A 23,970-nucleotide genomic window follows, 5' to 3' on the forward strand; every position below is an offset into this window, starting at 1 on the left:
ATGCACAAAATCAGCAGAGCTCACAGATTGATCTCTTCCGTAAAGCCGTGAAATGGCTTAAGTGAACAACATTACAGCACAGCCGGCCTCCCACGAGCTCTGTGTTGCCTTGTAAATCAAGCACTAACACAAATCTGGTGGGAGGCCGGCTGTGCCGGGCGAAGGGCCCTGAAGCTCATGCACAAAATCAGCAGAGCTCACAGATTGATCTCTTCCGTAAAGCCGTGAAATGGCTTAAGTGAACAACATTACAGCACAGCCGGCCTCCCACGGGTTCTGTGTTGCTCGGTAAATCAAGTAGTTACAAAAATCCGGTGGGAGGCCGTGGTTCGGCACTCCGGCTGTGCCGGGCGAGGGGCCGGTGGCCTTGTCAGCCCTTCTTGCGCGCCTTTTTCATCGCCTTCACCCGCTGCTGCGCGGCTTCGGCCACCTGTTTCTTCTCGGCCTTCTTCATGCCCTTCCAGCCCTTGATCTGCTCACGCAACCGCCCGCAGCCCAGGCACACGCCGTCGCGGACCTTGCACTCGGAAATACAGGGGTTCTTCACCTCTTTGCTCACGGGGGCACCTCGTTGGCCGTTTGCATCTGGACTCGGCGGCGGGCGAGGTGGTTCGGCTCAAGGTAGCGGGCGGGCCTTCCAGGAGGTCAGAGGGGCGCAAGCCGTAGCGGGCCAGCACGCCCTCATGCAGGCGGCGCAGTTCCTCGATGATCAGCGCCTGCACACTGTCGCGGGCCTCAGCGGGCACGGCCTCGCCCACATGGCGAGCAATCAACCCGACCGGGTCGGAAGGCCGCTGCAGCACCACATCCTTGATCGTGCGCTTGATCAAGGCCCGTCAGGCCAGGCGCAATGGGTCTGGCTCGGCGAGCGCCTGGCGGATCGTCAGGTATTCCTGGGCCGAGCGCTCGTAGGCCCACACGGCTTGGCGCGATTCGGCTAATCGCGCCACGCTGCCTCGAATCGCGCCAACCTCACCCCGCCCCGCGTCTGCTTTCCCACGCCTGCATGAACGTACGCCCGGCCACACTCGAAAACACCCACTCACGGCCTTGCTGGCGTTTTTCGAACAGGCCGAGCTCCACCAGCCCGTTCAACGCCGTGGCCGCCGTGTTGTAGGCACAGCCCAGTTGCTGCTGGGCCTGGTTGGCAGTGAACCAGCGGGTTTGCCCCGAGCGCGCGGCCTGCAACAGCACTTGCTGCTTGTCACTGAGTTGCCGGTACAGGCCTGTGTCATAGAGGTAATGGTTGAAAGCGGTGATCTGCCGCAGGCTGTTTTCATGGCAGTCGATAAAACCGCGCACCGCGCGCAGGATCATCGCCGCCTGGAAGTCGACGAAATAGGTCAGGTCCATGCCGTCGGTTTCGCTGTACAGATAGCTGCGCCCGTACTGCACGTTGGCCTCCTTGAGCAGGGTGCTCAGGGCGATGTAGCGAAACGCGCCGTAGCCATGCTTGAACAGATACCAGTAGAACAGCGACCGCGCCACCCGCCCGTTACCATCGCGAAACGGGTGCTCGTAGCCAATGAAAAAATGCACCACGATCGCCTTGATCAGCGGGTGCCGGGCCAAGGCTTCACGGTGGGGGCCGTGTTCGTCGTTCAGCCAGCGCGCAAAGCGCTCGATGCGCGCCTCCAGGCCCTGAACCGGCGGCGGTTGGTGCACCACGTTGCCCTCGCCGTCTTCGACCACGACGTCGTCGCCCTGGCGAAACGCACCCGGTTGGTAGGCGTCGTCGTCCAGGCCCTCTACCCCTTCACTGTGCAGTTGCTGGATCAACTCCACGCTCAGCGGCTGGTCACGCAGGCGCCAGGCGCATTGCATCAGGCGGAAATTGCCAAGGATCATGCGCTCATCAGGCGTTCTCGGCTTGCGCCCTGCGCGCAGCATGTCTTTGGCCACGGCGGTGGTGGTCGCCGCCCCCTCCAACTGGCTACTGCTGATGGCTTCGTCCTGAATCAGATCGTTGAGCAGATAGCCCAACCGTTGCTCCTCGCCCAGTTGCCGCCCGAGCAGCTCCAGCCGCGCGGTGGTGGCGTGGCGGTCAACCGCCGACACCGCCTCCTGAATGGCGGGGGTGAGAAACACCGTACAGGTACGTGCCGGCGCGCCCATCTCGGCGAGTACCTGCGCCTGGCCCTGGCGGCCGAACTTGACCACGCTCCAGACCAGCCGGTGGTCCAAGCCCTGGGGGATGCGAAAACGCAGCTTGTCGTAGGGTAGGTAGCGGCCTTTGCTGTCTAGCGGCGAAACAAACGCCATGTACCGCGGCAGGTCGAGTGGCGCATGGCCAACGATGTCGCCGAACGGCTCGAGCGAATGCTCCGGAGGCGGCTTGATCGTTTTCATCTCAAAACCTCTCGAAATTGAGACAAGCCTACGCTCACATTGGCCGCTTCACCAAGCCCTGAATGCAAAAAAGCCCCTCACCAGGAGGGGCTTTTCAGTGCTTGCCGGCTAACCCTTAGCGGGTTTCCGCCACGCCCAGGTCGTCCTGGGGGGTGGTCAGTTCCAGCGGCGCGCCGCCAGAAGCCAGTTCGCTTTGCAGTTTGGCTTCGTCCAGCTCGCCAACCCACTTGGCAACCACCAGGGTGGCCACGGCGTTGCCGACCAGGTTGGTCAGCGCGCGGGCTTCGGACATGAAACGGTCGATGCCGAGGATCAGCGCCAGGCCCGCCACCGGCAGGTGGCCCACCGCCGAGAGGGTGGCCGCCAGCACGATGAAGCCGCTACCGGTCACGCCGGCCGCGCCCTTGGACGACAGCAGCAGCACCGCCAGCAGGGTGATCTGGTGGGTGATGTCCATGTGGGTGTTGGTCGCCTGGGCGATGAATACCGCGGCCATGGTCAGGTAGATCGAGGTGCCGTCGAGGTTGAACGAGTAACCGGTCGGGATCACCAGGCCCACCACCGACTTGGCGGCGCCGGCGCGTTCCATCTTGGCCAGCAGGCGCGGCAGGGCCGATTCACTCGACGAGGTACCCAGCACGATCAGCAGTTCTTCACGGATGTAACGCACCACGCGCAGCACGCTGAAGCCGTGGAAGCGGCAGATCGCGCCCAGCACCAGCAGCACGAAGAGCACGCAGGTGATGTAGAAGCAGATCATCAGCTGGCCCAGTTGCACCAGCGAGCTCACGCCGTAGGCACCGATGGTGAAGGCCATGGCGCCCAGCGCGCCGAGCGGGGCGAGCTTCATGATCATGTTGATCACGTTGAACATGCCGTGGGCGAAGCGATCGATCAGGTCGAGCAGCGGCTTGCCGTAGGCGCCCAGGCGGTGCAGGGCGAAGCCGAACAGTACCGAGAACATCAGCACCTGCAGCACGTCGCCCTTGGCGAAGGCGCTGTAGATGGTGTCGGGGATGATGCCGAGGATGAAGCCGATCACGCTCTGGTCAGCGCCCTGGCTCACGTAGCTGGCAATCTTCGAGGCGTCGAGGGTGGCCGGGTCGACGTTCATGCCAGCGCCAGGCTGGACAACGTTGACCACCACCAGGCCGATGATCAGCGAGATGGTCGAAACGATTTCGAAGTACAGCAGGGCGTAGCCGCCGGTCTTGCCGACCGACTTCATGCTTTGCATGCCGGCGATGCCGCTGACCACGGTGCAGAAGATGATGGGCGCGATGACCATCTTGATCAGTTTGATGAAGCCGTCGCCCAGCGGCTTGAGGGCCTTGCCGGTGTCCGGGTAGAAGTGGCCGATCAGGACACCGATGATGATCGCGACGATCACCTGGAAGTACAGCGATTTGTAGAGCGGCTGGCGCGCAGTCGAAGCAGTCATAGCAATTTCCTCAAGCGTATCGTCTGGCTATCCCTGGCCAAACGCTCACGACACCTTGTGTGCGAACCCTCCTGTCTGGAGGGATTTGTTGTTGGCATGGCCCCACCGGTAGCGGTGGCCTGCGTTCCCTATCGCAAGGCGCGTGCCAGCCTGCCGGGATAAGGCGTTTCGCTAGCATTGACGGGGGTTGCAGTGAGTATAGAAGCGTATAGGGCCGCGGCAAGGCTGGCGGGTTTCCGCCAATCGCCACCTACCGCCCCGCGCCGTTGGCGGAAAACCGCCACGCTACTGCGGGCGAAAGCGGATGCGGAATGCCGCGCCGCCGAGGGCGGATTCGTCCAGGGTGAGCTGGGCGTCGTAGCTGTCGATGATGTCCTTGACCACCGCCAGGCCAATGCCCTGGCCGGGGTGTTGGGTGTCGAGGCGTTCGCCCCGTTGCAGGATGCGCTGGCGCTGGCCGGCCGGCACGCCGGGGCCGTCGTCCTCGATGAACAGCGCCAGGCCCTGGCCGTCGTCCTTGAGGATGATCGCCACCTGTTCCAGGCACAGCCGGTAGGCGTTTTCCAGCAGGTTGCCGAGCAGTTCGAGCAAGGCGCCCTCCTCCATCGGCACCAGGCCCGGCTCGGCGAGCTCATAGCGCACCCGCACGGGCTTGTCGCGGTACACCTTGCTGAGGGTGGCGCACACGCTTTCGGCCAGCGGGCGCAGGGCGGCATGGTGGCGCACCAGGCCGCTTTTGCGCAGGCTGGCGCGCTGCAGCTGGTAGCCGATCTGCTGGCTCATGCGTTCTATCTGTTGCTGCAGGATGTACGCCTGGTCCAGGCTCTGGCCACGCTGGGCGATGTTCTCGCTCACCCCTTGCAGCACCGCCAGCGGGGTTTTCAGGCTGTGCGCCAGGTCGCCCAGCGAGTCACGGTAGCGCCCCCGCTGCTCGCGCTCGCTGCGCAGCAGGCGGTTGAGCGAGCGGGTCAGGCGCAGCAGCTCACGCGGGTGGTCGTCGGAAAGGTCTTCACGGTGGCCGGCTTCCACCTCATCGAGCTCGGTGCTCATTCGCCGCAACGAGCGCAGCGCCCAGGTCAGCCCGCCCCAAAGCAGTAACAGCAGCACCAGCAAGGCGGCGCCAAAGCCCAGGTAGAAGTGCTCACGCAGGTTGCGCAGGGTGTTCTGGTAGTCGTCGACCGACTGCAAGGCCAAAAAGCTGTAGGCCGCGCTCTGGCCGCCGAGCAGCTTCACTTCGACGTCGTACACCCAGTACTGGCGGCCGTCGTCGCTTTGCGCGCGGGAGAACTCATTGCCGGCGCCGTCGTAGCGCGGGGTGTAGGCCACGTTCTCCTCGGCGGCGGCGCGCGAGCGCCACACCAGCTTGCCGCGGCGGTCGTACACGTAGCCGAGCAGGCGGCCGTCAGGCAGGTTGAAGCGCTCGTCGGGCAGCAGGTCAGGCATGCGCAACTGGCCGCCTTCTACCCGCGCCGCGGAAATCAGCGTGGTCACGTCCGAGGCCAGGCGTTGCTCGATGGCCTCCTTGAGCGCCAGGCTCACCGCGCTTTGCAGCGCCGGCAGCAACCCGGCCATGAACAGCACCGAGAGGATTGCCGCCCCCAGCATCAAGCGCAGGCGCAGCGAACGGGTCATCGGCAACGCTCGGTGAACAGGTAGCCCAGCCCGCGCACGGTTTCGATCGGCTTGAAGCCGTCGGGGAAGCCGTCGAAGCGCCCCGGCGCGCCTTCGAGCTTGCGGCGGATGCGCCCTACCAGCACTTCGATCACGTTCGGGTCGCGCTCGTCGTCATCGGGGTACAACTGCTCCATGAGGCGGTCTTTGGCCACCACCTGCTGGTGATGGCGCATCAGGTACTCGAGGATGCGGTATTCGAACGCGGTGAGGTTCAGCGCCTCGCCATCAAGGCTGCCCTGCTTGCGGTTCAGGTCCAGAGCCAGCGGGCCGGCGACGATGCTGGCCTGGGTAAAGCCGCTGGAGCGGCGCAGCAGCGCATGCAAGCGCGCTTCGAGCTCTTCGAACTGGAACGGCTTGACCACGTAGTCGTCGGCGCCGGCGGCCAGGCCTTCGACTTTGTCTTGCCAGTTGCCGCGGGCGGTGAGGATCAGGATCGGAAAGGTTTTACCGGCGCTGCGCAGTTGGCGGATCAAATCCAGCCCGCCCATGCCCGGCAGGCCGAGGTCGATCACCGCCAGGTCATGGTGGAACTGCTCGGCCTGGTACAACGCCTCTTCGGCGTTGGCCACCGCGCTGATCACGTGGCCGCTTTCACCCAGCCGGGTTTTCAGGTGATGGCGCAACAGCGCTTCGTCTTCGACCACCAGTAGTTTCATTGAGGCTCCGGTTTCTGTGGGGGCCCTTCGCCCGGCACAGCCGGCCTCCCACGGGTTCTGTGTTGCCCAGTAAATCAAGTACTTACACAAATCTGGTGGGAGGCCGGCTGTGCCGGGCGATGGGCCAGTCAGGTCATGCGCTCGGTAAAATTGCTTAAGTGAACAGCATCACGGCACAGCCGCGCGAAGGGCCCTCAACGCCATCAGAAGTGATAGTTCGCCGCCAGGTACGTTTGCGCCGAGCTGTTCATCTGCAACGAGCCCTGCTTCTCGCCCGCCTGGTCGAAGTCGACCTTGGCGTTGCTCAGCAGGTAACGGTAACCCAGTTCCACCGACACGTTCTGCGACAGTTGCTGGAGGATACCGGCTTGCGCGCCGATCACATAGCCGGTGCCGCTGTCGTGGCCATAGCCGGCGCTCTTTTGCGTGAGCTCGGTCAGGCCCAGGGTGCCGCCGCCGAACAGCTTGGTGTTGCTGGCCACCGGGTAGAACAGGTCATAACTGCCGAGCAGGTTCTGCTGGCGCAGCTTCAGCCCTTGGTGGCTGCCGGCGTTGTACTCGTAGGTGGCGTAGTAACGGCCCTGGTCGTTCTGCTGGCCCACGCGGATGCCGCCAGTGTTTTCATGCTTGATGATGCCGTCGGTACCCGGGTTGCCCAGGTTGGCGTTGAGCGGGTTGGACTTGTCGAACTGGTCGCTGGTCTGGCCGTAGGTGATGCCGGCGAAGGTCGAATCTGCGGCCTGGGCCAGTTGGGTCGCGCCAAAGAAGGCGGTGGCGAGCAGCAGGCTTTGCAGGGTTTTCATCTAGCGCTCCTTATCGGGCGGATGCCCGTGGTTTGGATGCGCTCAGGTTATGAGGGCCGCCCTGAACGGCCCCTGAACCCTCCCTGAACCTGCGCTGAACCGCTCAGGCAAAAGCCGCGCGCAAGCGTTCCAGGCCCTGGTCGATGGCCTCGAGCCCCGGCGCGGCGAACGACAAGCGCAGGCTGCTGGGGTCGGGCTGGTCGCCAAAAAACGCCGCCCCCGGCACGAACAACACGTTGTGCTCAACCGCCCGCTCGAACACCTCGCGGGCCTGCACGCCATGGCGGCAGCGCCCCCACACGAACATCCCGCCCTCCGGCGGCGCCACCTCCAGGTGCTCGGCAAGCCCGGCCAGGCCGGCGAGCATGCGCTCGGCCTTGGCCCGGTAGCCGGCCACCAGGGCCGGCAGGTGCTGCTCCAGGGCGCCGGCGGCCAGGTACTCGGCGGCGATGCGCTGGGCCCATGGCGAGGTGCACAGGTCGACCGTTTGCTTGGCGATGGTGCAGCGCTGGCGCACCGGCAGCGGCGCGACCATCCAGCCTACCCGCAGGCCCGGCGCGACCACCTTCGACAGGCTCGACAGGTGCACCACCCGCCCTTGCGCGCCGGGCACCTGGTTTTGCAGGGCAAACAACGACGGCAGTGCCTCGCCACGGAAGCGCAGGGCGCCGTACGGGTCGTCCTCGACGATCAGAAAATCGTGCTCGGCCGCCAGCGCCAGCAACGCCAAGCGGCGCGCCAGCGGCAGGCAGGCACCGGTGGGGTTGGCGAAACTCGGCACGCAGTACAGCAGGCGGAAGTGCCCGCGCGGCTGCCCGGCCAGTTGTTCGGCCAAGGCCTCGGTGCTCAGGCCCTGGGCATCGGTGGCCACCCCGGCCAGCGCGCAACCGGCCAGGCGCAGCGCCTGCAAGGTGGCCGGGTAAGTGGGGCGCTCGACCAGCACGCGGTCCCCCGGGCTGAGCAGTACCTTGATCAGTAAATCCAGGCCCTGCTGCGAGCCGGTGGTGACCATCAGTTCATCCAGCGCCACGGGGCAGCCGCGCCGCGCCATCAGCGCCTGCAACTGCTCGCGCAGCATCGGCAGGCCCTCAGTGGCGGCGTATTGCAGGCAGTCGATCGGTGCCTCGCGCAAGGCACGCTCGGCCGCCGCCGCCAGGCCGGCCTGGTCGAACAGCGCCGGGGGCGGGTAGCCGCCGGCAAAGGAGATCATCCCCGGTTGCGAGAGGTACTTGAACAGCTCGCGGATCGCGGAACCGCTGGGAGCCTCGAAGGCGGGGGCGAAGCGGTAGGAAGGCTGTTCGGTCATGGTAGGGCTCGGGGCTGGGGCTGGGGCTGGGGCTGGGGCTTAGGGCAGCGTTATCTCGAAGTATCAAAGCCCAACCCCCACCCCACAAGCGACGATAATTCCCGACATCATGCCATCGCGGCATGGCTGACCCGTTCCAGCCAGCCCTGCAACTCGGCCACCGCCCGCGGCCGGGTGGAATGTTCGTTGATCGCCAGGTAATAGCCGCGGCGGGTGTTCAGCCGCTGCGGCAACACTTCCACCAGCCGCCCGCTGGCCAATAGGTCGGCGAGCATGCGCGGGCTGCCCAGGGCGATGCCGCGGCCGTCGAGGGTGGCCTGGATCTGCTGGGCATGGTTGTTGAACGCCAACCGCGCCGCCGGCAGCGTGCCGCGCACCTGCATGTGGTCGAACCACGCCGCCCAGTCGACCACCGCCCAGTTGAAGCCACGCCAGTGCTCGCGGTCGAGGTTGAGCAGGCGTTCGCCGAGCAGTTCGCCGGGCTCGCGCAGCACCCTCCCCGCCAGGTACGCCGGGCTGCACAACGGCACCAGTTCTTCGTCCATCAGGTGCGCCATGCGCACGCCGTGGCGCTGGCCTTCGCTGCCGCAGGTGATTGCCATGTCGACGTTCTCGGCGCGCAAATCCACCTCGCGGTCCAGCGCGAACAGGCGCAGCGCCACATTCGGGTGCTCTTGCTGGAAGGCGTCCAGGCGTGGCATCAGCCAGTAGGTCGACATGCAGATGGTCGCGGCGATGGTCACCGCATCACTGGCGTCGCCGCGGATTTCCGTGCTGGCCTGGGCGATGCGTTCGAGGCTTTCGTCGACCGCGCCGAACAGCCGCTGGCCGGCGGTGGTCAGCGCCACGCTGCGGTGGTTGCGAATGAACAGCGGGTTGCCCAGGTGCTCCTCAAGCTGGCGGATCTGCCGGCTGACCGCGGCCTGGGTGATGCACATCTCTTGCGCGGCGAGGGTGAAGCTTTGCAGCCGCGCGGCGGCTTCGAACACCACCAGGGCGGTGAGCGGCGGCAAACGCCGGCGTAGCCTTTCCATAATTTTTCCTCATGGCAACCGGCAGTATTAATCGGTTGTGCCCTGGGCCCGGCTTTGGTGTTATCAAAGAAAAACAGCCCGCGTTTTCTTCTACTGCCAAGCAAAAACAATACCTAACGGTAAGGAGAAGCCCATGCACGCCCTCTCGTTGTATAGCCCAAAAGCTTATGGCTGGCTCGCCGGCCTGGCGCTCGCCAGCTGTGCCGCCCTCGCCCAAGCGGCCGACCCCGCCCCGGTGCGCATCGGCTGGGTGAACTGGTCGGACACCGAAATCACCGCCAAGCTCGCCGAAACCGCGCTCAAGGACCACCTCAAGCAACCGGTGACGATGGTCCAGGCCGACATCGGCATTCAGTTCCAGGCCCTGGCCAACGGCAGCATCGACCTGATCCCGATGGTCTGGCTGCCCAACACCCACAAGGGCTACTACGACAAGTACAAAGACAAGCTCGAAGACCTCGGTGTGCTCTATGAGGGCCGCATCGGCTGGGCGGTGCCCGACATCGTGCCGGAAAGCGAAGTGGCGACCGTCGAAGACCTCAACAAGCCCGAGGTCAAGGCCAAGCTCAACAGCCAGATCCTCACCTCCGAGGCCGGCAACGGCCAGTACAAGCTCTCGCTCAAGGCCATCGACGAGTACCAGCTCAAGGGCTACAAGCTGGTGGCCAGCTCCGAAACCGGCATGCTCACCGAGATGGACCGCAACCTCAAACGCGGCCAGTGGTCGGTGATCAACGCCTGGAACCCGCACTGGATGTTCTCCAAATGGAAGCTGCGCTACCTCAAGGAGCCGAAAGGCCTGTTCGGCGGCGCTGAGCAGATCCACGCCGTGGCGCGCAAGGGCTTCAGCGCGCAGTACCCGCAGGTGGCGTACTTCTTCGCCCACTACAGCATGCCGCTGGCAGACCTCGAAAAACTGATGATGGACGCCAAGGGCAGCTCGACCGACAAAGTCGTGGCCGATTACTACGCCGCCAACCAGGCGCGCTTTGCCGCGATGTTCGCCCCAGCGGCGCAGACCGCCAGCACCGCCCAGCCCTGATTTCGCCGCCATCGATGAGGATGCACCATGGCCAGCGCCAATGATCCGCTGTTGCAACCCTTTACCCTGAAAAACCTGCACCTGCGCAACCGGGTGGTGAGCACCTCCCACGAGCCGGCCTACTCCGAGGGCGGCATGCCGCGGGCGCGCTACCGGCTGTACCACGAAGAAAAAGCCAAGGGCGGGGTGGCGCTGAGCATGATCGGCGGCTCGGCGATCGTCGCCGCCGACAGCCCACCGGCGTTCGGCAACCTGCACCTGTACAAGGACGAAGTGGTGCCATGGCTGGCAGAGCTGGCCGACGCCGTGCACCAGCACGGCAGCGCGGTGATGTGCCAACTGTCGCACCTGGGCTGGCGCGCGAGCAACTTCACCGATGACTGGCTGCCGCTGATGTGGCCCACGCGGGGCCGCGAACACAGCCACCGCAGCTTCACCAAGCAGATGGAAGACTTCGACATCCAGCGCATCGTACGCCAGTACGCCGAAGCCGCCGAACGCTGCAAGGCCGGTGGCCTGGATGGGGTGGAGATCGAAGCTTACGGGCACTTGTTCGACGCGTTCTGGAGCCCCGGCAACGGCCGTGAAGACGGCTACGGCGGCGGCCTCGAGGGGCGCCTGCGGTTCCCCCTGGAGGTGCTCGCGGCGATGCGCAAGGCGGTGGGGCCGCAGTTCATCATCGGCGTGCGCATGGCGGTGGATGAAGACATGCCCGGTGGCCTGGGCCAGGAAGAAGGCCTGGCCATCGCCCGCGCCCTGGCCGACCACGGCATGGATTTCATCAGCGTGACCAAGGGCCGCATCGACAGCGGCGAGGCGCTGGCGCGGGTGATCCCTGGCATGGGCACCCCCGCTGGGCCGCACCTGGAGCTGGCCGGGGCAGTGCGCCGCGCGGTGCCGGTGCCGGTGATGCACGCCGCGCGCATCAGTGACGTGGCCACCGCCCGCCACGCCCTGCGCGAAGGGCTGGTCGACCTGGTCGGGCTGACCCGCCCGCAGATGGCCGACCCGTACCTGCTGGCCAAGGTCATCGCTGGCGAAGAAGAACGCATTCGCCCCTGTGTGGGCGCCAGTTATTGCATCGACCGCATTTATATTTCCGGCGAGGCGCACTGCATTCACAACCCGGCCACCGGCCGCGAGGCGCGCATTCCCCAGCTCACCCCGCCAAGCAGCAACCCGGGCAAGCATGTCGTGGTGATCGGCGCCGGCCCCGGCGGGCTGGAGGCGGCGCGGGTGTGCGCCGAGCGCGGGCACCGGGTGAGCGTGCTGGAGGCGGCCGACAAAGCCGGCGGCCAGGTGCGCGTGGCGGCCACGCCGTTTCGCCGCCGCGAGTTGATCGGCGTGGTCGATTGGCGCCTGAGCGAGTGCGAGCGGCTGGGGGTGAGCATTCGCTACAACTGCTATGCCGAGGCCGACGACGTGCTCGCCCTGGCGCCCGACGTGGTGATCGTCGCCACCGGCGGCATCCCTGACTGCGACTTCCTCGAGGCGGGCAACGAGCTGGTGCACAGCAGTTGGGACGTGCTCACCGGTGACTTCAAACCCCAGGGCCGGGTGCTGGTGTTCGACGGCCACGGCGGCCACCAGGCCATGAGCTGCACCGAGGTGCTGGCGCAAAGCCCAGAGGTCACGGTGGAGTTGGTGACCGGCGAGGCGATGCTCGGCCCGGACGTAGGCGGGCTGAACATGCCGGCTTACCTCAAGGCGTTCGTCGAGCATGGCGTACAGCAAACCTTTTCCCAGCGCCTGGTGGCGGTGCGCCGCGACGGCGGCCACCTGGTCGCCACGCTGTGGAGCGAGGCCACCCGCGCCCACTATGAGCGCACGGTGGACCACGTGGTCGTCGAGCACGGCACGCTGCCGATGGATGAGCTGTACTTCGCCCTCAAGGAAGGCTCGCGCAACCGAGGCGAGCTGGACCACGAGGCGTTCACCGAGGTGCGCCCGCAAACCCTAGCGCCCAACCCGCAGGGCAAGTTCAGCCTGTTCCGGATTGGCGACGCGGTGGCCAGCCGCGACATCCACGCGGCCATCTATGACGGCCTGCGCTTGTCGCTGGCGCTCTGAAGCCTGGCGGGGGCTGTGCTACCCTAGCGGCCCCCGCCCGCTTCCTTTTACCTGCCACCGGGCGGCAACACAGGGCCCCCGCACCGCCGATGAGCAGCATTCGCGAACGCAACCGGGCGTTGATCCTGCGCGCTGCCAGTGAAGAATTCGCAGCCAAGGGCTTCGCCGCCGCCAAAACCCAGACCATCGCCGAGCACGCCGGGCTGCCCAAGCCCAACGTGTACTACTACTTCAAGAGCAAGGAAAACCTCTACCGCGAGGTGCTGGCGAGCATCATCGAACCGATCCTGGCCGCCTCGGCACCGTTCGACCCGCAAGGCGAACCGCGCGAGGTGTTGAGCCAGTACGTGCGCGCCAAGGTGCGCATCTCCCGTGAGCTGCCCCATGCCTCGAAGGTGTTCGCCAGCGAAATCATGCACGGCGCGCCGCACCTGGCGGCGGACCTGGTAGAGCGGCTGGACCGCCAGGCGCGGCATAACATCGCCTGCCTGCAAGGCTGGATCGACCAGGGCAAGATGGCCCCGATCGACCCGCAGCACTTGATGTTCACCCTGTGGGCGTCGACCCAGACCTACGCCGACTTCGACTGGCAGATCAGCACCGTGACCGGCAAACCGAAGCTCGACGAGGCGGATTACGAGGTGGCGGTGAAGACGATCCTCACCTTGGTGTTGGCGGGGTGTGGGTTGCCGGCTTGAGGGCCCTTCGTGAGGGTGAAAAGCCCCGACTTCTCTCGATGGTTTTACCGAGCGCATGACCTGGCTGGCCTATCGCCCGGCACAGCCGGCCTCCCACGGGTTCTGTGTTTCCCATTAAATCAAGTACTTACACAACCTTGTGGGAGGCCGTGGTCCGGCACTCCGGCTGTGCCGGGCGAGGGGCCAACCGATCAGGATTGCTGCATCCGCAACCCCGCGGCCCGCAGCCCTTCAATCTCAGGCTTGGCCACCGCCGGCGCGGTTTCGCGCATGCGCAGCGCGCACAGCGTACTGACCACGCCCAGGCAACTGAACAGCACCGCCGGGCCCACCCAACCGACCATACCGTACAAGCCGGTGGCCACGAACGGCAGCAGGCCTGCCACCAGCGAGGCGCCGTTGTAGCCCAGGGAGATCCCCGAAGAGCGCACGTTGGCCGGGAACTGCTCGGTGAACCAACTGGCCTCGACCGCGAAGATCGGGTCGTGGCTGAGCAACAGCGCCAGCGCCACCGCTGCGGCAATCAATACCACCGAGCCGCTGTTGACCATCATGAACATCGGGATGCCAAAGGCGATGGTGAACAACGAGCCGATCAGGAACACCGGCTTGCGCCCGATGCGGTCGCTCAGCGCGCCGTACAACAGGTGGCTGCCCAGGCCCAGCGCCGAGCCGATCATCGTGCCCCAGAGCACGTTCTGCTTGGTCGCCACACCGGCAAGCAACACGTAACTCAGCATAAAGCTGGTGGCGATGTAGTAACCGCCGGTTTCGGCCAAGCGCAGGCCCATGATCTGCAGGATCTTGCGCCAGTCGCTGCGGATCACTTCCAGCGCCGGTTGCTTGACCAATTTGTTCTCTGCCTTCATTTTTTCGAACTCAGGCGATTCGCTCACGCCCAGGCGGATCCACAGGCCCACGCCGACCATCAGCACCGACGCCAGGAACGGCGCGCGCCAGACCCAATCACCCTCGAACAACGCCGCCGACGCAAGAAACGCACCGTTGGCCATCAGCAGGCCCGCCGGAATGCCGATCTGCGGCACCGCGCCAAAGAAGCCGCGGCGCTTGGGTGGCGCGTGCTCACAGGCCATCAGCACCGCCCCGCCCCACTCCGCGCCAAAGCCGATGCCCTGCAGCATACGCAGCAAAATCAACAGCAACGGTGCCCACACGCCGGCTTGGGAGTAGGTCGGCAAGGCGCCGATCAGCACAGTGGCGCCGCCCATCAGCAGCAGCGACCACAGCAACACCGCCTTGCGGCCGATGCGGTCACCGTAGTGCCCGGCCAGGTAGCCGCCCAGCGGGCGCATGAAAAACCCCACGGCCATGGTGGCGAAGGCCGCCAGGATGCCGACGATCGGCTCGGTGGTGTGGAAGAACACACTGCCGAACCAGCCCGCCGCCGCGGTGCCGTAGATAAAGAAGTCATAACTTTCGACCGCCGAACCGACCATCGAGGCGAACGAGGTTTTCGCCGCGCGATCATGGGGTTGGGCGGGGGCCGCTGGTGAGTGGCTCATGGGGTAACTCCGAGGCTTATTGTTGTTGTGTCGGGGGCGCGAGGGCCCCCTTTTTCGGCACTGCGATATTAATACGCTACTACGACCAGGTTTCGATCACCCGGCTGTCGTCGCGCTTGCCCAGGCCCGCGTCCGCGGCCTGGCAAAAACGCGCGTGGGCGGTGGCCAGCAGCGGCACCTGGGCGTTGCAACCGCGGGCGGCTTCGGCCACCAGGCTGCTGTCCTTGACGAAGATGTCGACCATGCTGGTGACCTGCGTGTCGGTGCCCTCGAGCATCCGCGGGCCGCGGTCAGAGAGCATCCACGAGCCCCCGGCGCCGCGTTCGACCAGCGCCAGCACCTTGGCCGGGTCCATCCCCAAGGCCTTGGCCAGGCTCAGCGCTTCGGCGGCGGCGACCATGTTCACCGCACACAGGTGCTGGTTGACCACCTTGATCGCCTGGCCGTCGCCGACCTGTTCGCCGGCATCCTTCACCTCGCCCATGGCTTGCAGCACCGGGCGCACCGTGGCCACCGCGTCGGCATGGCCGGAGGCGAAGATCAACAGGCTGCCGGTCAGCGCGCGGGCCACGCCGCCGGTCACCGGGGCGTCGACCACGTTGGCTCCCAGGGCCTGCAGGCGCAGCGCTTGTTCGCGCACCGAATCCGGGCCCACGGTGCTCATGATCACCCAGTGCTGGCCGGCGCGCAGTTCACTGAACTGGCCGACCAACGCGGCCAACTGGGCCGGGGTGGCGACCATCACCACCACCACCTCGGCGGCGCTCGCGGTGTTCCAGTGGGCACTGGCTTCCACGCCCTGGGCCAGGGCGGTGGCGCGGTTCTGTTCACTCAACTCAACGCCGACCAGCGCGTGGCCGGCTTGCTGGATTCGCTTGGCCATGGGCAGGCCGATGGCGCCCAGGCCGATAAAGGCAACGTTCATGGCAGCACCCCTCAGGCCAGCCAGCGGCGAATGCTCGCCACCATGGTTTCAGTGGAAATCCCGTAGCGGTCGTGCAGCGTCGGCAAGGCGCCGGCGTCGAGGAACGCATCGGGCAGGGCGATCTGCTCGAACGCCGGGTGCACCCGCGCCTTGAGCAGCGCCAGGGCGATGGCTTCGCCGAGGCCGCCGATGGTGCTGTGGTTTTCCGCCACCACCACCAGCCGGCCGCTGCGCCGGCATTGCTCGATGATGGTCGCTTCGTCCAGCGGCTTGATGGTCGGCACGTGCAACACGGCCACCTCGGCGCTGCCGTCGCTCATGGCCTCGGCCACTTCCAGGGCGCGCATGGTCATGATCCCACTGGAGATGATCAGCACGTCCTTACCGTCGCGCAGCAGCTTGGCCTTGCCCAGCTCGAACTGGTAGTCGTACTGGTCGAGCAGCATCGGCACCTTGCCGCGCAGCAGGCGCATGTACACCGGGCCCTGGTGGGCGGCCATGGCGGCCACGGCCTGGGCGGTGTCCAGCGCGTCGCACGGGTCGATCACGGTCAGCCCGGGGATCGCCCGCATCAGCGCCAGGTCGTCGGTGGCCTGGTGGCTGGGGCCGTAACCGGTGGTCAGGCCGGGCAACGCCGCGCAGATCTTCACGTTGAGGTTTTCTTCGGCGATCACCTGGTGGATGAAGTCATAGGCCCGGCGGGTGGCGAACACCGCGTAGGTGGTGGCGAAGGGGATCAAGCCCTCCTTGGCCATGCCGCCGGCGGCGGCCATCAGCAGTTGCTCGGCCATGCCCATCTGCCGGTAGCGCTCAGGGAAGGCCTTGGCGAAGATGTGCAGGTCGGTGTACTTGGACAAGTCAGCGGTCATGCCGACGATCCGCGCATCGCGCTCGGCGGCCGCCACCAGGGCGTGGCCGAACGGCGCGGCTTCGGTGCGTTGGCCTTCGCTGGCGATCGAAGCGATCATCGCCGAGGTGGTCAGGCGCGGTTTTGCTACGGTTTGGCTGCCCATCTCAGTGCGCCCCTTGGTCGTAGTTGGCATCCAGTACGGCAATCGCGGCTTGCCACTCGTCGGGCTCGACCCGGATAAAATGGTTCTTCTCGCGGCTTTCGAGAAAGTCCACGCCCTTGCCCATCAAGGTGTCGAACAGGATCACCCGAGGCTTGGCCTCGGCCAGCGCCATGGCGGCGTCGAACGCGGCCAGTACCGCCGGCAGGTCATTGCCGTCGACCCGCTGCACGTGCCAGCCAAAGGCTTGCCACTTGTCTACCAGCGGCTCGAATTCGAGGATTTCGTGGGAGTTGCCATCGGCCTGCTGGCGGTTCAGGTCCACCAGCGCGACCAGGTTGCTCAGCTTGTGGTGCGCGGCGCTCAGCGCCGCTTCCCAGGTCGAGCCTTCGTCGAGCTCGCCGTCAGACATCGAGTTGAACACCCAGCGTGGGCTTCCCTTCATCTGCAGCGCCATGGCCATGCCGACACCGATCGCCAGGCCTTGGCCGAGCGAGCCGCCGGAGATTTCCATGCCGGGGGTGTAGGTGGCCATGCCCGACATCGGCAGGCGGCTGTCGTCGGAGCCGTAGGTGTCCAGCTCGCTTTCGGGGATCACCCCGGCTTCGATCAGCGCCGCGTAGAGGGCAATGGCGTAGTGCCCGTGGGACAGCAAGAAGCGGTCACGGTCTTCGGCTTCGGGGTTGTCGGGGGTCACGTTCATGGCGTGGCAGTAGGCCACGGCGAGCACATCGGCCCAGCCCAGGGCCTGGCCCACGTAGCCTTGGCCTTGTACTTCGCCCATGCGCAGGGCAAAGCGGCGGATCCGCCAGGCGTGGTAGGCGAGCCGGGCGAGCGTGTCCGCCGCCGGGTCGGCGCTTCGAGGAATTGTTGTCATTATGGTTTCCTGCTGTTGCTGTGTAGGTCCCGCGCCGCGACAGGTGTTCAGGATTCACCAAAGCCGGCAGCTTCGAGGTGGAATCACGCTATCATCGGGCCACACACCCTTACAAAAGGCATTTTTGCAGCAATGAGTGAACTCAATTCACGAATCGCCCTGCTACGCCGGGTGCCGCTTTCATCCTTGCGGGTGTTCGAGGCGGCCGGGCGCAGCGGCTCGTTCATCCAGGCCGCGCAGGAGCTGGGCCTGTCGCCCAGCGCCGTCAGCCATTCGATCCGCAAGCTTGAGGGCACGATCGACCTGGCGCTGTTCGAGCGCACCACCCGCGAAGTGCAGCTCACCGCCAAGGGCCAACTGCTGCTGGAGCACGTGCAGCGCGGGCTGGACGAAATGCACCGGGGCTTTGCCCTGGCCCACAGCAACGAACCACCGCCGCTGCGCCTGCACACCGCGCCGAGCTTCGCCACCCAGTGGCTGATGCCACGGCTGGGGCGCTTCGTGCAGGCCTACCCGCACATCGACCTGCGTTTTTCCGCCAGCACCGATTACGCCAAGTTCGACAACGACGACTTCGACCTCGACATCGTTTACGGCGAACCCCGGCAAACCCTGCACGAAAAAGTGCCGCTGGCGGTGGAGCACCTTACCCCGCTGTGCAGCCCGGAGGTGGCCGAGCGCATCCACAGCCCGCAAGACCTGCACGGCCACACGCTGATCCAGTGCGAGGTGCAGATGCTGCAATGGAAGGGCTGGTTCGAAGCCAACCACCTGCTGCCGCCGCACCACTACGCCCTGCGCTTCGACCGCAGCGCCATGGCCATCGCCGCGGCGGTGAACGGCATGGGCGTGGTGCTCGAATCCACCCTGCTGGCCGCCGGCGAACTGGAAAAAGGCACGCTGGTGGCCCCGCTGCGGGCGCTCACCCACGACATCCAGTACATCGGCCACTACCTGGTGTACCCGCGCCGGCGCACCCGCCATGAAGCCTTCGAGGTGTTCAAGAAATGGTTGCTGGATGAGTTGGGGGTGAGGTAAAGCCGCAACCGCCAGGCAGCCGGCAAACCCATTCCTGAAATCTATCAAACCATTCCCTTTAGCAAATAGACCGAATAGGTCCAGCGGCGGATAATTCGCACAAGCTTGGCCCCTTGCCCAGGCCCGGAGAACGCCACTTTGCCCCCCACCACCGCTACCCTGTCGCTCACCGCGCTGCCCGTTCGCCTGCAATGGCTGGCGCTGATCCTCCTGGCTGGCGGCGCCGGCCAGTTGCTCAAACACTTCAACCTGCCCGCCGGGCAATTCGTCGGCCCGATGCTGGTCGGCATCGCCTTTGGCGTCAGCGGCGCCACGCTGCGCATCCACCGCCAAGCGTTTCGCCTGAGCCAGGGCTGCGTAGGCCTGCTGGTGGCGCACTCGATCACCTGGGCGGTGCTCTCGGCGGTGGCGCAGTCCTGGCCAGAGATGCTCGGCGCCACGGTGCTGACGGTACTGCTCAGCGCCGTGGTGGCGCTGGCGCTGGTGCGCTACGGCGGCATCAACGGCAATACCGCGGCCTGGGGCACCTCACCGGGGGCGGCCTCGGCGATGGTGGCGATGGCCGAAGACCACGGCGCCGACCCACGGGTGGTGGCGACCATGCAATACGTGCGGGTGGTGTGCGTGGTGGTGGTCGGCGCGTTGGTCAGCCGCCTGTTGGGGGTCGAAGGCGGCGGCAGCGACAGCCACAGCACGGCCATGCTGCTGAGCACCCCGCACCTGGCCACCCTCGGCCTGAACCTGCTGGTGCTGGTGCTGGGCGTAAGCCTCGGCACTTGGGTGCCGGCCGGCGCGCTGCTGGTGCCGATCATGCTCGGCGGCGCCCTGCAACTGGCTGGCCTGTTGCCGATCAACCTGCCGGGCTGGCTGCTGGCGGTGGCCTACGGCACCATCGGCTGCTACATCGGCCTGCGCTTTGACCGCGCCACCATGGCCTACGTGTGGCGGCGGCTGCCGGCGATGGTCGCCGGCTCGTTGCTGCTGATCGTGTTGTGCGCGCTGTCGGCGTGGGTGCTGGCGCACCTGATGAACAAAGACTTCCTCTCGGTGTACCTGGCCACCAGCCCCGGCGGCCTGGATTCGATGGCGATCATCGCGGTCGACACCCACTCCGACATCGGCCTGGTGCTGGCCATGCAGACCATCCGCCTGTTCGGGGTGATCCTCACCGGCGCGTTCATTGCCCGGCAGATCATTCGCTTCACGGCGCGCCGCGCCTGACCGGTCGCTTTCCGGCGGGGCGTGCGGCCCCTTTCGCCACCCCGTGCTGCGCCATCGCCGACGCAGCCCTGGGTTTCATCGGTTTTCCCCGAGGGTTGCGCACAGGGGCGGTGAATGTGTGAAAATGCGCGCCGTTTCAATGCTTTGGAGATTTCAGGCTTGGTTATTCACTATTCCACCAATGGCCAGGACAGCGCCTGCGGGCGCAGCAGCGCCACCTTGAACAGCAGCGCCAGCGCCGAACAGGTGTCTTGCAAAACCTGCCAGCGTTCGCTGGGCAAGCAGGAACAACCCGCCGTGGCGGTGAAAAAGGCCACCCCGTCGCTGGCCGACCTGCGCAAGCCCAAGCCGGCCCCGGCCCCGGCCAGACCGGCGGCTACCGGTTTCAGCGTGGCCGCGGCATGGCAGCAGCGCCTGAGCGAACTGGGCGGTGGCTCGCGCCTGCCCCGCGGCAAGGCGCGCCAGCGGTTCGTCTAGTGCCTGGCTGAAGGGCCCCTCGCCCGGCACAGCCGGCCTCCCACGGGATCTGTGTTTCCTAGTAAGTCAAGTACTTACACAAATCTGGTGGGAGGCCGGCTGTGCCGGGCGAGGGGCCCTTCAACCCACCGCGGCCAGCAGGGCTTCGGCGGGCTTGCCGCGGCCGGCGCAATCTTTTACATTCGCTGCCACACCTCAGCCGAGTTTCTCTTCATGTTCGGGCACACCTCCAACGCCGTTGTTGCAGCCGCCGCCGTCCAGGCGCGCGGCCCGGGCGTGCCCGCTTGCGTGGTCGTTGCCACTGCGCCGCCGCCTCCTGGCCGCTGACCCTTATCGCCCTTCGCCCGTAGCCCGCCGCGCCTGTAAAGGCCGCCGGCGCGCGCTCGGGTGCCGTTCGACGATTCGACGCAGGTACACCATGAATACGCTGAAACACGCCTGGGCCGCGTATGGCCCGACCACTCTGTTCGTGCTGCTCTGGGGCAGCGCGGCGATCTTCTCGCGCTGGGGCCTGGACCACAGCTCGGCGTTCGCCATCCTCACCTTCCGCTTCACCGCCGCGCTGCTCGGCCTGAGCGTGCTCGCGCTGTTCCACCGCCACTGGCTGCCCGCCCGCGGCCAGCGCCTGGCCACCGCCGGCACCGGCGCGCTGCTGATCGGCGGCTACTCACTGTGCTACTTCCTGGCCCTGGAGCATGGCGTAACCCCCGGTGTGCTGGCGACGGTGCTGGGGGTGCAGCCCATCCTCACGCTGTTGCTGGTCGAGCGGCGCGCCTCACCGCTGCGCCTGGCCGGGCTGCTGTTGGCGCTGGCCGGCCTCACTCTGGTGGTGTTGCAAGGCTTGCGCGGCGCCCACCTGGGGCTGGCCGGGATTGGCTTCGCGCTGGCGGCGCTGGCCTGCATGACCGCCGGCGCGATCCTGCAAAAGCGCCTGCAACAGCCGCCCCGGCAGGCGCTGCCGCTGCAGTACGCGGTCAGCCTGCTGATGTGCCTGGCGTGCGTGCCGTTCAAGCCGTTCCACGTGGAGTGGGTGGCGGGGTTCATCATCCCCATGCTGTGGCTGGGCCTGGCGATCTCGGTGGGCGCGCAGTTGCTGCTGTACCGGATGATCGGCAGCGGCAACCTGGTCAACGTGACCAGCCTGTTCTACCTGGTGCCGGTGGTCACCGCGCTGCTCGACTACCTGATCCTCGGCAATGCCTTGAGTGGCTGGGCGATGCTGGGGATGCTGGCGATCCTCGCGGGGTTGAAGCTGGTGTTCCGCCGCGCCTAGGCCCCTCGCGCACGCTGAAGCACCCCGGGGCACCGGGATGTTTCTTTTTTTGAATCAATGAGTCTCGTTTTTGCTGGATTGTCTCACCTTCCGTGCAGCCCTAGAGTATCACCCATGCCACCGCGAACACGCCGGGCGCCAGTGATAATCCATTGATCTCAGAAGGAAATGACCATGTCCAAGCGCGAACTGCTGAACCCCTCCAACGCTGCCCTGATCCTCATCGACCACCAGCCACAAATGGCCTTCGGCGTGCAGTCGCTCGACCGCCAGACGCTGAAGAACAACACCGTGGGCCTGGCCAAGGCGGCCAAGGTGTTCAACGTGCCGACGATCTACACCTCGGTGGAAACCGAGAGCTTCAGTGGTTACATCTGGCCCGAACTGCTGGCGGTCAACCCCGGCAGCCAACCGATCGAGCGCACTTCGATGAACAGCTGGGAAGACGCCAAGCTGGTGGCGGCGGTCAAGGCCACCGGGCGCAAAAAGCTGATCATCGCCGCGCTGTGGACCGAGGTGTGCCTGACCTTCCCGGCGCTGGAAGCGATGGACGAAGGCTTCGAGGTGTACGTGGTCACCGACGCCTCCGGGGGCACCACCCAGGAAGCCCATGACATGGCCATCCAGCGCATGGTGCAGGCCGGCGCGGTGCCGGTGACCTGGCAGCAAGTGTTGCTGGAATTCCAGCGCGACTGGGCCCACAAGGGCACCTACAACGCCGTGATGGACCTGGTGCGCGAGCACAGCGGCGCCTACGGCATGGGCGTGGACTACGCCTACACCATGGTGCACAAGGCGCCGCAACGCACCCTGGGCTGAGCCACCCGAGCCCTTCGCCCGGCGCATGCCCATAAAAAAACCAGGCCACCGAAGTGGCCTGGTTTTCAGGGGTTACCCAGCAAACGCTTGGCTTACAGCGCCATGTCCTGCGAAGCCTTGGCGGGCTGCGCGGTACCGGCTGGGCCAACCGCGGCGGCCTGGTCGATCACCGGCGGCTTGGTCAGTTGCAGCACTTCGGCGGTGTAGTCCCATTCCTGCTGTACGCGGGCGGGGCTGTCGTTCAGCGCGGTGCCGTAGCTCGGCACGATCTGGTGCAGCTTCTCTTGCCAGGCCGGGGTGGCGACCTTGTCCTTGAACACCTTCTGCAACACGCTCAGCATGATCGGCGCAGCGGTCGAAGCACCCGGCGAAGCACCCAGCAGGCCGGCGATGCTGCCGTCCTGGGAGGCCACGATCTCGGTGCCCAGCTTCAGCACGCCGCCGTGCTCGGCATCACGCTTGATGATCTGCACGCGCTGGCCGGCTTGCCACAGGCGCCAGTCTTCAGCCTTGGCGTTCGGGAAGTATTCACGCAGCGCCGCCAGGCGGTCAGCGTCAGACAGCATCAGTTGGCCCGCGAGGTACTCGACCAGCGGGTACTCGTCGATGCCCACGCTCATCAGCGGCCAGGCGTTGTGCGTGGTGGTGGTGCTGAGCAGGTCGAGGTACGAGCCTTCTTTCAGGAACTTGGTCGAGAAGGTCGCGAACGGGCCAAACAGGATCACCCGCTTGCCGTCGAGCACACGGGTGTCCAGGTGCGGCACCGACATCGGCGGCGCGCCCACCGAGGCTTTACCGTAGGCCTTGGCCAGGTGCTGCTCGGCGACCGCCGGGTTATCGGTCACCAGGAACGAACCACCGACCGGGAAGCCGGCGTATTCCTTGGCTTCCGGGATGCCGGATTTCTGCAGCAGCTTCAGCGCGCCGCCGCCCGCGCCGATGAACACGAACTTGGCGTCGGTCTGGGTGACGCTGCCGTCCTTGAGGTTCTTGTATTCCACGTGCCAGCTGCCGTCGGCGTTGCGCTCGATGCTCTCGACTTCGCTCGACAGGTTCAGCTTGAAGTTCGGCTGGGCTTGCAGGTGGCTGGCGAACTGGCGGGTGATCTCGCCGAAGTTCACGTCGGTGCCGATCGGCGTCCAGGTGGCGGCGATCTTCTGGTTCGGGTCGCGGCCTTCCATCATCAGCGGCACCCATTGCTTGATCTGCGCTGGGTCTTCGGAGAACTGCATACCGGCGAACAGCGGGCTGGCCTTCAGCGCTTCATAGCGTTTTTTCAGGAACGCGCGGTTCTCGTCACCCCAGACGAAGCTCATGTGCGGGGTGGAGTTGATGAACGAGTGCGGGTTCTTCAGCACGCCGTTGCGCACTTGCCAGGCCCAGAACTGGCGGGAGATCTGGAACGACTCGTTGATCTCGATCGCCTTGGCGATGGTCACCTTGCCGTCTTTGCCTTCGGGGGTGTAGTTCAGCTCCGCCAGGGCGGAGTGGCCGGTGCCGGCGTTGTTCCAGCCGTTGGAGCTTTCCTGGGCCACGCCATCGAGGCGCTCGACCATTTCCATCGACCAGCTCGGCTCCAGCTCGTTGAGCCAGATCCCCAGGGTGGTGCTCATGATGCCGCCGCCTACCAGCAGCACGTCGACTTTCTTGGCGTCGGCGGCGTGCGCCGAGCCCATGGAAACTGCCACCGCAAGGCCGAGCAGCGCTCCATTGATTTTTTTCAGCATGTTTGTG

Annotated in this window: 21 protein-coding genes and 1 pseudogene; 8 read left to right on the forward strand and 14 right to left on the reverse strand. The window is 66.0% G+C overall.

Translation table 11 applies throughout. The annotated features are described in order from the left end of the window. Nucleotides 1-370: 370 nt before the first annotated feature. The 9 genes and pseudogenes from ACFZCE_RS10420 to ACFZCE_RS10460 form a co-directional block, all read right to left on the reverse strand. Nucleotides 371-559 carry a DUF1289 domain-containing protein gene (locus ACFZCE_RS10420; RefSeq protein ID WP_390938654.1) on the reverse strand — a complete coding sequence of 63 codons (189 nt, stop codon included), beginning with the start codon at nt 557-559 and terminating at the stop codon, nt 371-373. 85 nt (nt 560-644) lie between these two features. Beyond that, a pseudogene (locus ACFZCE_RS10425) lies at nt 645-920 on the reverse strand (Fic family protein); the annotation flags it as partial. A 52-nt stretch (nt 921-972) separates the two neighbouring features. Then, complete coding sequence (locus ACFZCE_RS10430; protein WP_390938656.1) at nt 973-2,349, reverse strand: Fic family protein; 1,377 nt, start codon at nt 2,347-2,349, stop codon at nt 973-975. Between the two features lie 115 nt (nt 2,350-2,464). Continuing rightward, nucleotides 2,465-3,790, reverse strand: coding sequence for a C4-dicarboxylate transporter DctA (locus ACFZCE_RS10435; protein WP_390938658.1), 1,326 nt, complete (start codon nt 3,788-3,790; stop codon nt 2,465-2,467). A gap of 285 nt (nt 3,791-4,075) precedes the next feature. Then, on the reverse strand, nt 4,076-5,422 hold the full coding sequence (locus ACFZCE_RS10440) for an ATP-binding protein (RefSeq protein WP_390938660.1): 1,347 nt from the start codon (nt 5,420-5,422) through the stop codon (nt 4,076-4,078). Next, nucleotides 5,419-6,120: a response regulator gene (locus tag ACFZCE_RS10445; protein WP_390938662.1), complete on the reverse strand. Its 702-nt coding sequence runs from the start codon at nt 6,118-6,120 to the stop codon at nt 5,419-5,421. The genes ACFZCE_RS10440 and ACFZCE_RS10445 overlap by 4 nt, the downstream gene beginning before the upstream one ends. Nucleotides 6,121-6,323: 203 nt before the next feature. Further along, entirely contained in the window at nt 6,324-6,923 is a 600-nt protein-coding gene (locus ACFZCE_RS10450; protein WP_390938664.1) for a hypothetical protein, read from the reverse strand. A gap of 103 nt (nt 6,924-7,026) precedes the next feature. Continuing rightward, nucleotides 7,027-8,229 carry an aminotransferase class I/II-fold pyridoxal phosphate-dependent enzyme gene (locus ACFZCE_RS10455; protein ID WP_390938665.1) on the reverse strand — a complete coding sequence of 401 codons (1,203 nt, stop codon included), beginning with the start codon at nt 8,227-8,229 and terminating at the stop codon, nt 7,027-7,029. A 107-nt stretch (nt 8,230-8,336) separates the two neighbouring features. Further along, nucleotides 8,337-9,263 (reverse strand): LysR substrate-binding domain-containing protein, encoded by a 927-nt coding sequence (locus ACFZCE_RS10460; protein ID WP_390938667.1) that lies wholly within the window; start codon nt 9,261-9,263, stop codon nt 8,337-8,339. Nucleotides 9,264-9,396: 133 nt separating this feature from the next. Between ACFZCE_RS10460 and ACFZCE_RS10465 the strand changes: the two genes are divergently transcribed. The 3 genes from ACFZCE_RS10465 to ACFZCE_RS10475 all read left to right on the forward strand — a co-directional run bounded on the left by ACFZCE_RS10465 (nt 9,397) and on the right by ACFZCE_RS10475 (nt 13,073). After that, nucleotides 9,397-10,305 carry a glycine betaine ABC transporter substrate-binding protein gene (locus ACFZCE_RS10465; protein ID WP_390938669.1) on the forward strand — a complete coding sequence of 303 codons (909 nt, stop codon included), beginning with the start codon at nt 9,397-9,399 and terminating at the stop codon, nt 10,303-10,305. Between the two features lie 27 nt (nt 10,306-10,332). After that, on the forward strand, nt 10,333-12,375 hold the full coding sequence (locus tag ACFZCE_RS10470) for an FAD-dependent oxidoreductase (RefSeq protein WP_390938671.1): 2,043 nt from the start codon (nt 10,333-10,335) through the stop codon (nt 12,373-12,375). Between the two features lie 89 nt (nt 12,376-12,464). After that, entirely contained in the window at nt 12,465-13,073 is a 609-nt protein-coding gene (locus tag ACFZCE_RS10475) for a TetR family transcriptional regulator C-terminal domain-containing protein (protein WP_390938673.1), read from the forward strand. A 191-nt stretch (nt 13,074-13,264) separates the two neighbouring features. On the opposite strand, the gene ACFZCE_RS10480 is transcribed toward ACFZCE_RS10475, so the two are convergent. The 4 genes from ACFZCE_RS10480 to ACFZCE_RS10495 all read right to left on the reverse strand — a co-directional run bounded on the left by ACFZCE_RS10480 (nt 13,265) and on the right by ACFZCE_RS10495 (nt 17,408). After that, nucleotides 13,265-14,596: an MFS transporter gene (locus ACFZCE_RS10480; protein ID WP_390938675.1), complete on the reverse strand. Its 1,332-nt coding sequence runs from the start codon at nt 14,594-14,596 to the stop codon at nt 13,265-13,267. 79 nt (nt 14,597-14,675) lie between these two features. Beyond that, the gene (locus ACFZCE_RS10485; RefSeq protein WP_390938677.1) at nt 14,676-15,521 is read right to left on the reverse strand and encodes an NAD(P)-binding domain-containing protein; all 846 of its coding nucleotides are present in this window, start codon (nt 15,519-15,521) and stop codon (nt 14,676-14,678) included. Between the two features lie 11 nt (nt 15,522-15,532). Then, entirely contained in the window at nt 15,533-16,534 is a 1,002-nt protein-coding gene (locus ACFZCE_RS10490; RefSeq protein ID WP_390938678.1) for a transketolase C-terminal domain-containing protein, read from the reverse strand. A 1-nt stretch (nt 16,535) separates the two neighbouring features. Next, nucleotides 16,536-17,408, reverse strand: coding sequence for a thiamine pyrophosphate-dependent enzyme (locus ACFZCE_RS10495; protein WP_390938680.1), 873 nt, complete (start codon nt 17,406-17,408; stop codon nt 16,536-16,538). 132 nt (nt 17,409-17,540) lie between these two features. Here ACFZCE_RS10495 and ACFZCE_RS10500 point away from each other — a divergent pair, with 132 nt between their 5' ends. The 5 genes from ACFZCE_RS10500 to ACFZCE_RS10520 all read left to right on the forward strand — a co-directional run bounded on the left by ACFZCE_RS10500 (nt 17,541) and on the right by ACFZCE_RS10520 (nt 22,236). Next, nucleotides 17,541-18,446, forward strand: a complete 906-nt coding sequence (locus ACFZCE_RS10500; protein WP_390938682.1) for a LysR substrate-binding domain-containing protein — start codon at nt 17,541-17,543, stop codon at nt 18,444-18,446. Between the two features lie 138 nt (nt 18,447-18,584). Then, nucleotides 18,585-19,667, forward strand: a complete 1,083-nt coding sequence (locus ACFZCE_RS10505) for an AbrB family transcriptional regulator (RefSeq protein WP_390938683.1) — start codon at nt 18,585-18,587, stop codon at nt 19,665-19,667. A gap of 159 nt (nt 19,668-19,826) precedes the next feature. After that, nucleotides 19,827-20,144: a hypothetical protein gene (locus ACFZCE_RS10510; protein WP_390938684.1), complete on the forward strand. Its 318-nt coding sequence runs from the start codon at nt 19,827-19,829 to the stop codon at nt 20,142-20,144. 418 nt (nt 20,145-20,562) lie between these two features. Continuing rightward, nucleotides 20,563-21,417: an EamA family transporter gene (locus ACFZCE_RS10515; RefSeq protein ID WP_390938685.1), complete on the forward strand. Its 855-nt coding sequence runs from the start codon at nt 20,563-20,565 to the stop codon at nt 21,415-21,417. A 174-nt stretch (nt 21,418-21,591) separates the two neighbouring features. Beyond that, nucleotides 21,592-22,236, forward strand: coding sequence for an isochorismatase family protein (locus ACFZCE_RS10520; RefSeq protein ID WP_390938687.1), 645 nt, complete (start codon nt 21,592-21,594; stop codon nt 22,234-22,236). Nucleotides 22,237-22,328: 92 nt separating this feature from the next. Here ACFZCE_RS10520 and mqo read toward each other — a convergent pair whose 3' ends face one another. Beyond that, nucleotides 22,329-23,963 carry a malate dehydrogenase (quinone) gene (gene mqo / locus ACFZCE_RS10525; protein ID WP_390938689.1) on the reverse strand — a complete coding sequence of 545 codons (1,635 nt, stop codon included), beginning with the start codon at nt 23,961-23,963 and terminating at the stop codon, nt 22,329-22,331. Between the last annotated feature and the right edge of the window lie 7 nt (nt 23,964-23,970).

The sequence above is a fragment of the Pseudomonas sp. NPDC007930 genome, assembly GCF_042958985.1.
Lineage (GTDB): Bacteria > Pseudomonadota > Gammaproteobacteria > Pseudomonadales > Pseudomonadaceae > Aquipseudomonas.

Coding starts and splice junctions, on each gene's coding strand:
- ACFZCE_RS10430 (WP_390938656.1), bottom strand. CDS start 2,349: ATGAAAACGATCAAGCCGCCTCCGGAGCATTCGCTCGAGCCGTTCGGC.
- ACFZCE_RS10435 (WP_390938658.1), bottom strand. CDS start 3,790: ATGACTGCTTCGACTGCGCGCCAGCCGCTCTACAAATCGCTGTACTTC.
- ACFZCE_RS10440 (WP_390938660.1), bottom strand. CDS start 5,422: ATGACCCGTTCGCTGCGCCTGCGCTTGATGCTGGGGGCGGCAATCCTC.
- ACFZCE_RS10445 (WP_390938662.1), bottom strand. CDS start 6,120: ATGAAACTACTGGTGGTCGAAGACGAAGCGCTGTTGCGCCATCACCTG.
- ACFZCE_RS10450 (WP_390938664.1), bottom strand. CDS start 6,923: ATGAAAACCCTGCAAAGCCTGCTGCTCGCCACCGCCTTCTTTGGCGCG.
- ACFZCE_RS10455 (WP_390938665.1), bottom strand. CDS start 8,229: ATGACCGAACAGCCTTCCTACCGCTTCGCCCCCGCCTTCGAGGCTCCC.
- ACFZCE_RS10460 (WP_390938667.1), bottom strand. CDS start 9,263: ATGGAAAGGCTACGCCGGCGTTTGCCGCCGCTCACCGCCCTGGTGGTG.
- ACFZCE_RS10465 (WP_390938669.1), top strand. CDS start 9,397: ATGCACGCCCTCTCGTTGTATAGCCCAAAAGCTTATGGCTGGCTCGCC.
- ACFZCE_RS10470 (WP_390938671.1), top strand. CDS start 10,333: ATGGCCAGCGCCAATGATCCGCTGTTGCAACCCTTTACCCTGAAAAAC.
- ACFZCE_RS10475 (WP_390938673.1), top strand. CDS start 12,465: ATGAGCAGCATTCGCGAACGCAACCGGGCGTTGATCCTGCGCGCTGCC.
- ACFZCE_RS10480 (WP_390938675.1), bottom strand. CDS start 14,596: ATGAGCCACTCACCAGCGGCCCCCGCCCAACCCCATGATCGCGCGGCG.
- ACFZCE_RS10485 (WP_390938677.1), bottom strand. CDS start 15,521: ATGAACGTTGCCTTTATCGGCCTGGGCGCCATCGGCCTGCCCATGGCC.
- ACFZCE_RS10490 (WP_390938678.1), bottom strand. CDS start 16,534: ATGGGCAGCCAAACCGTAGCAAAACCGCGCCTGACCACCTCGGCGATG.
- ACFZCE_RS10495 (WP_390938680.1), bottom strand. CDS start 17,408: ATGACAACAATTCCTCGAAGCGCCGACCCGGCGGCGGACACGCTCGCC.
- ACFZCE_RS10500 (WP_390938682.1), top strand. CDS start 17,541: ATGAGTGAACTCAATTCACGAATCGCCCTGCTACGCCGGGTGCCGCTT.
- ACFZCE_RS10515 (WP_390938685.1), top strand. CDS start 20,563: ATGAATACGCTGAAACACGCCTGGGCCGCGTATGGCCCGACCACTCTG.
- ACFZCE_RS10520 (WP_390938687.1), top strand. CDS start 21,592: ATGTCCAAGCGCGAACTGCTGAACCCCTCCAACGCTGCCCTGATCCTC.
- mqo (WP_390938689.1), bottom strand. CDS start 23,963: ATGCTGAAAAAAATCAATGGAGCGCTGCTCGGCCTTGCGGTGGCAGTT.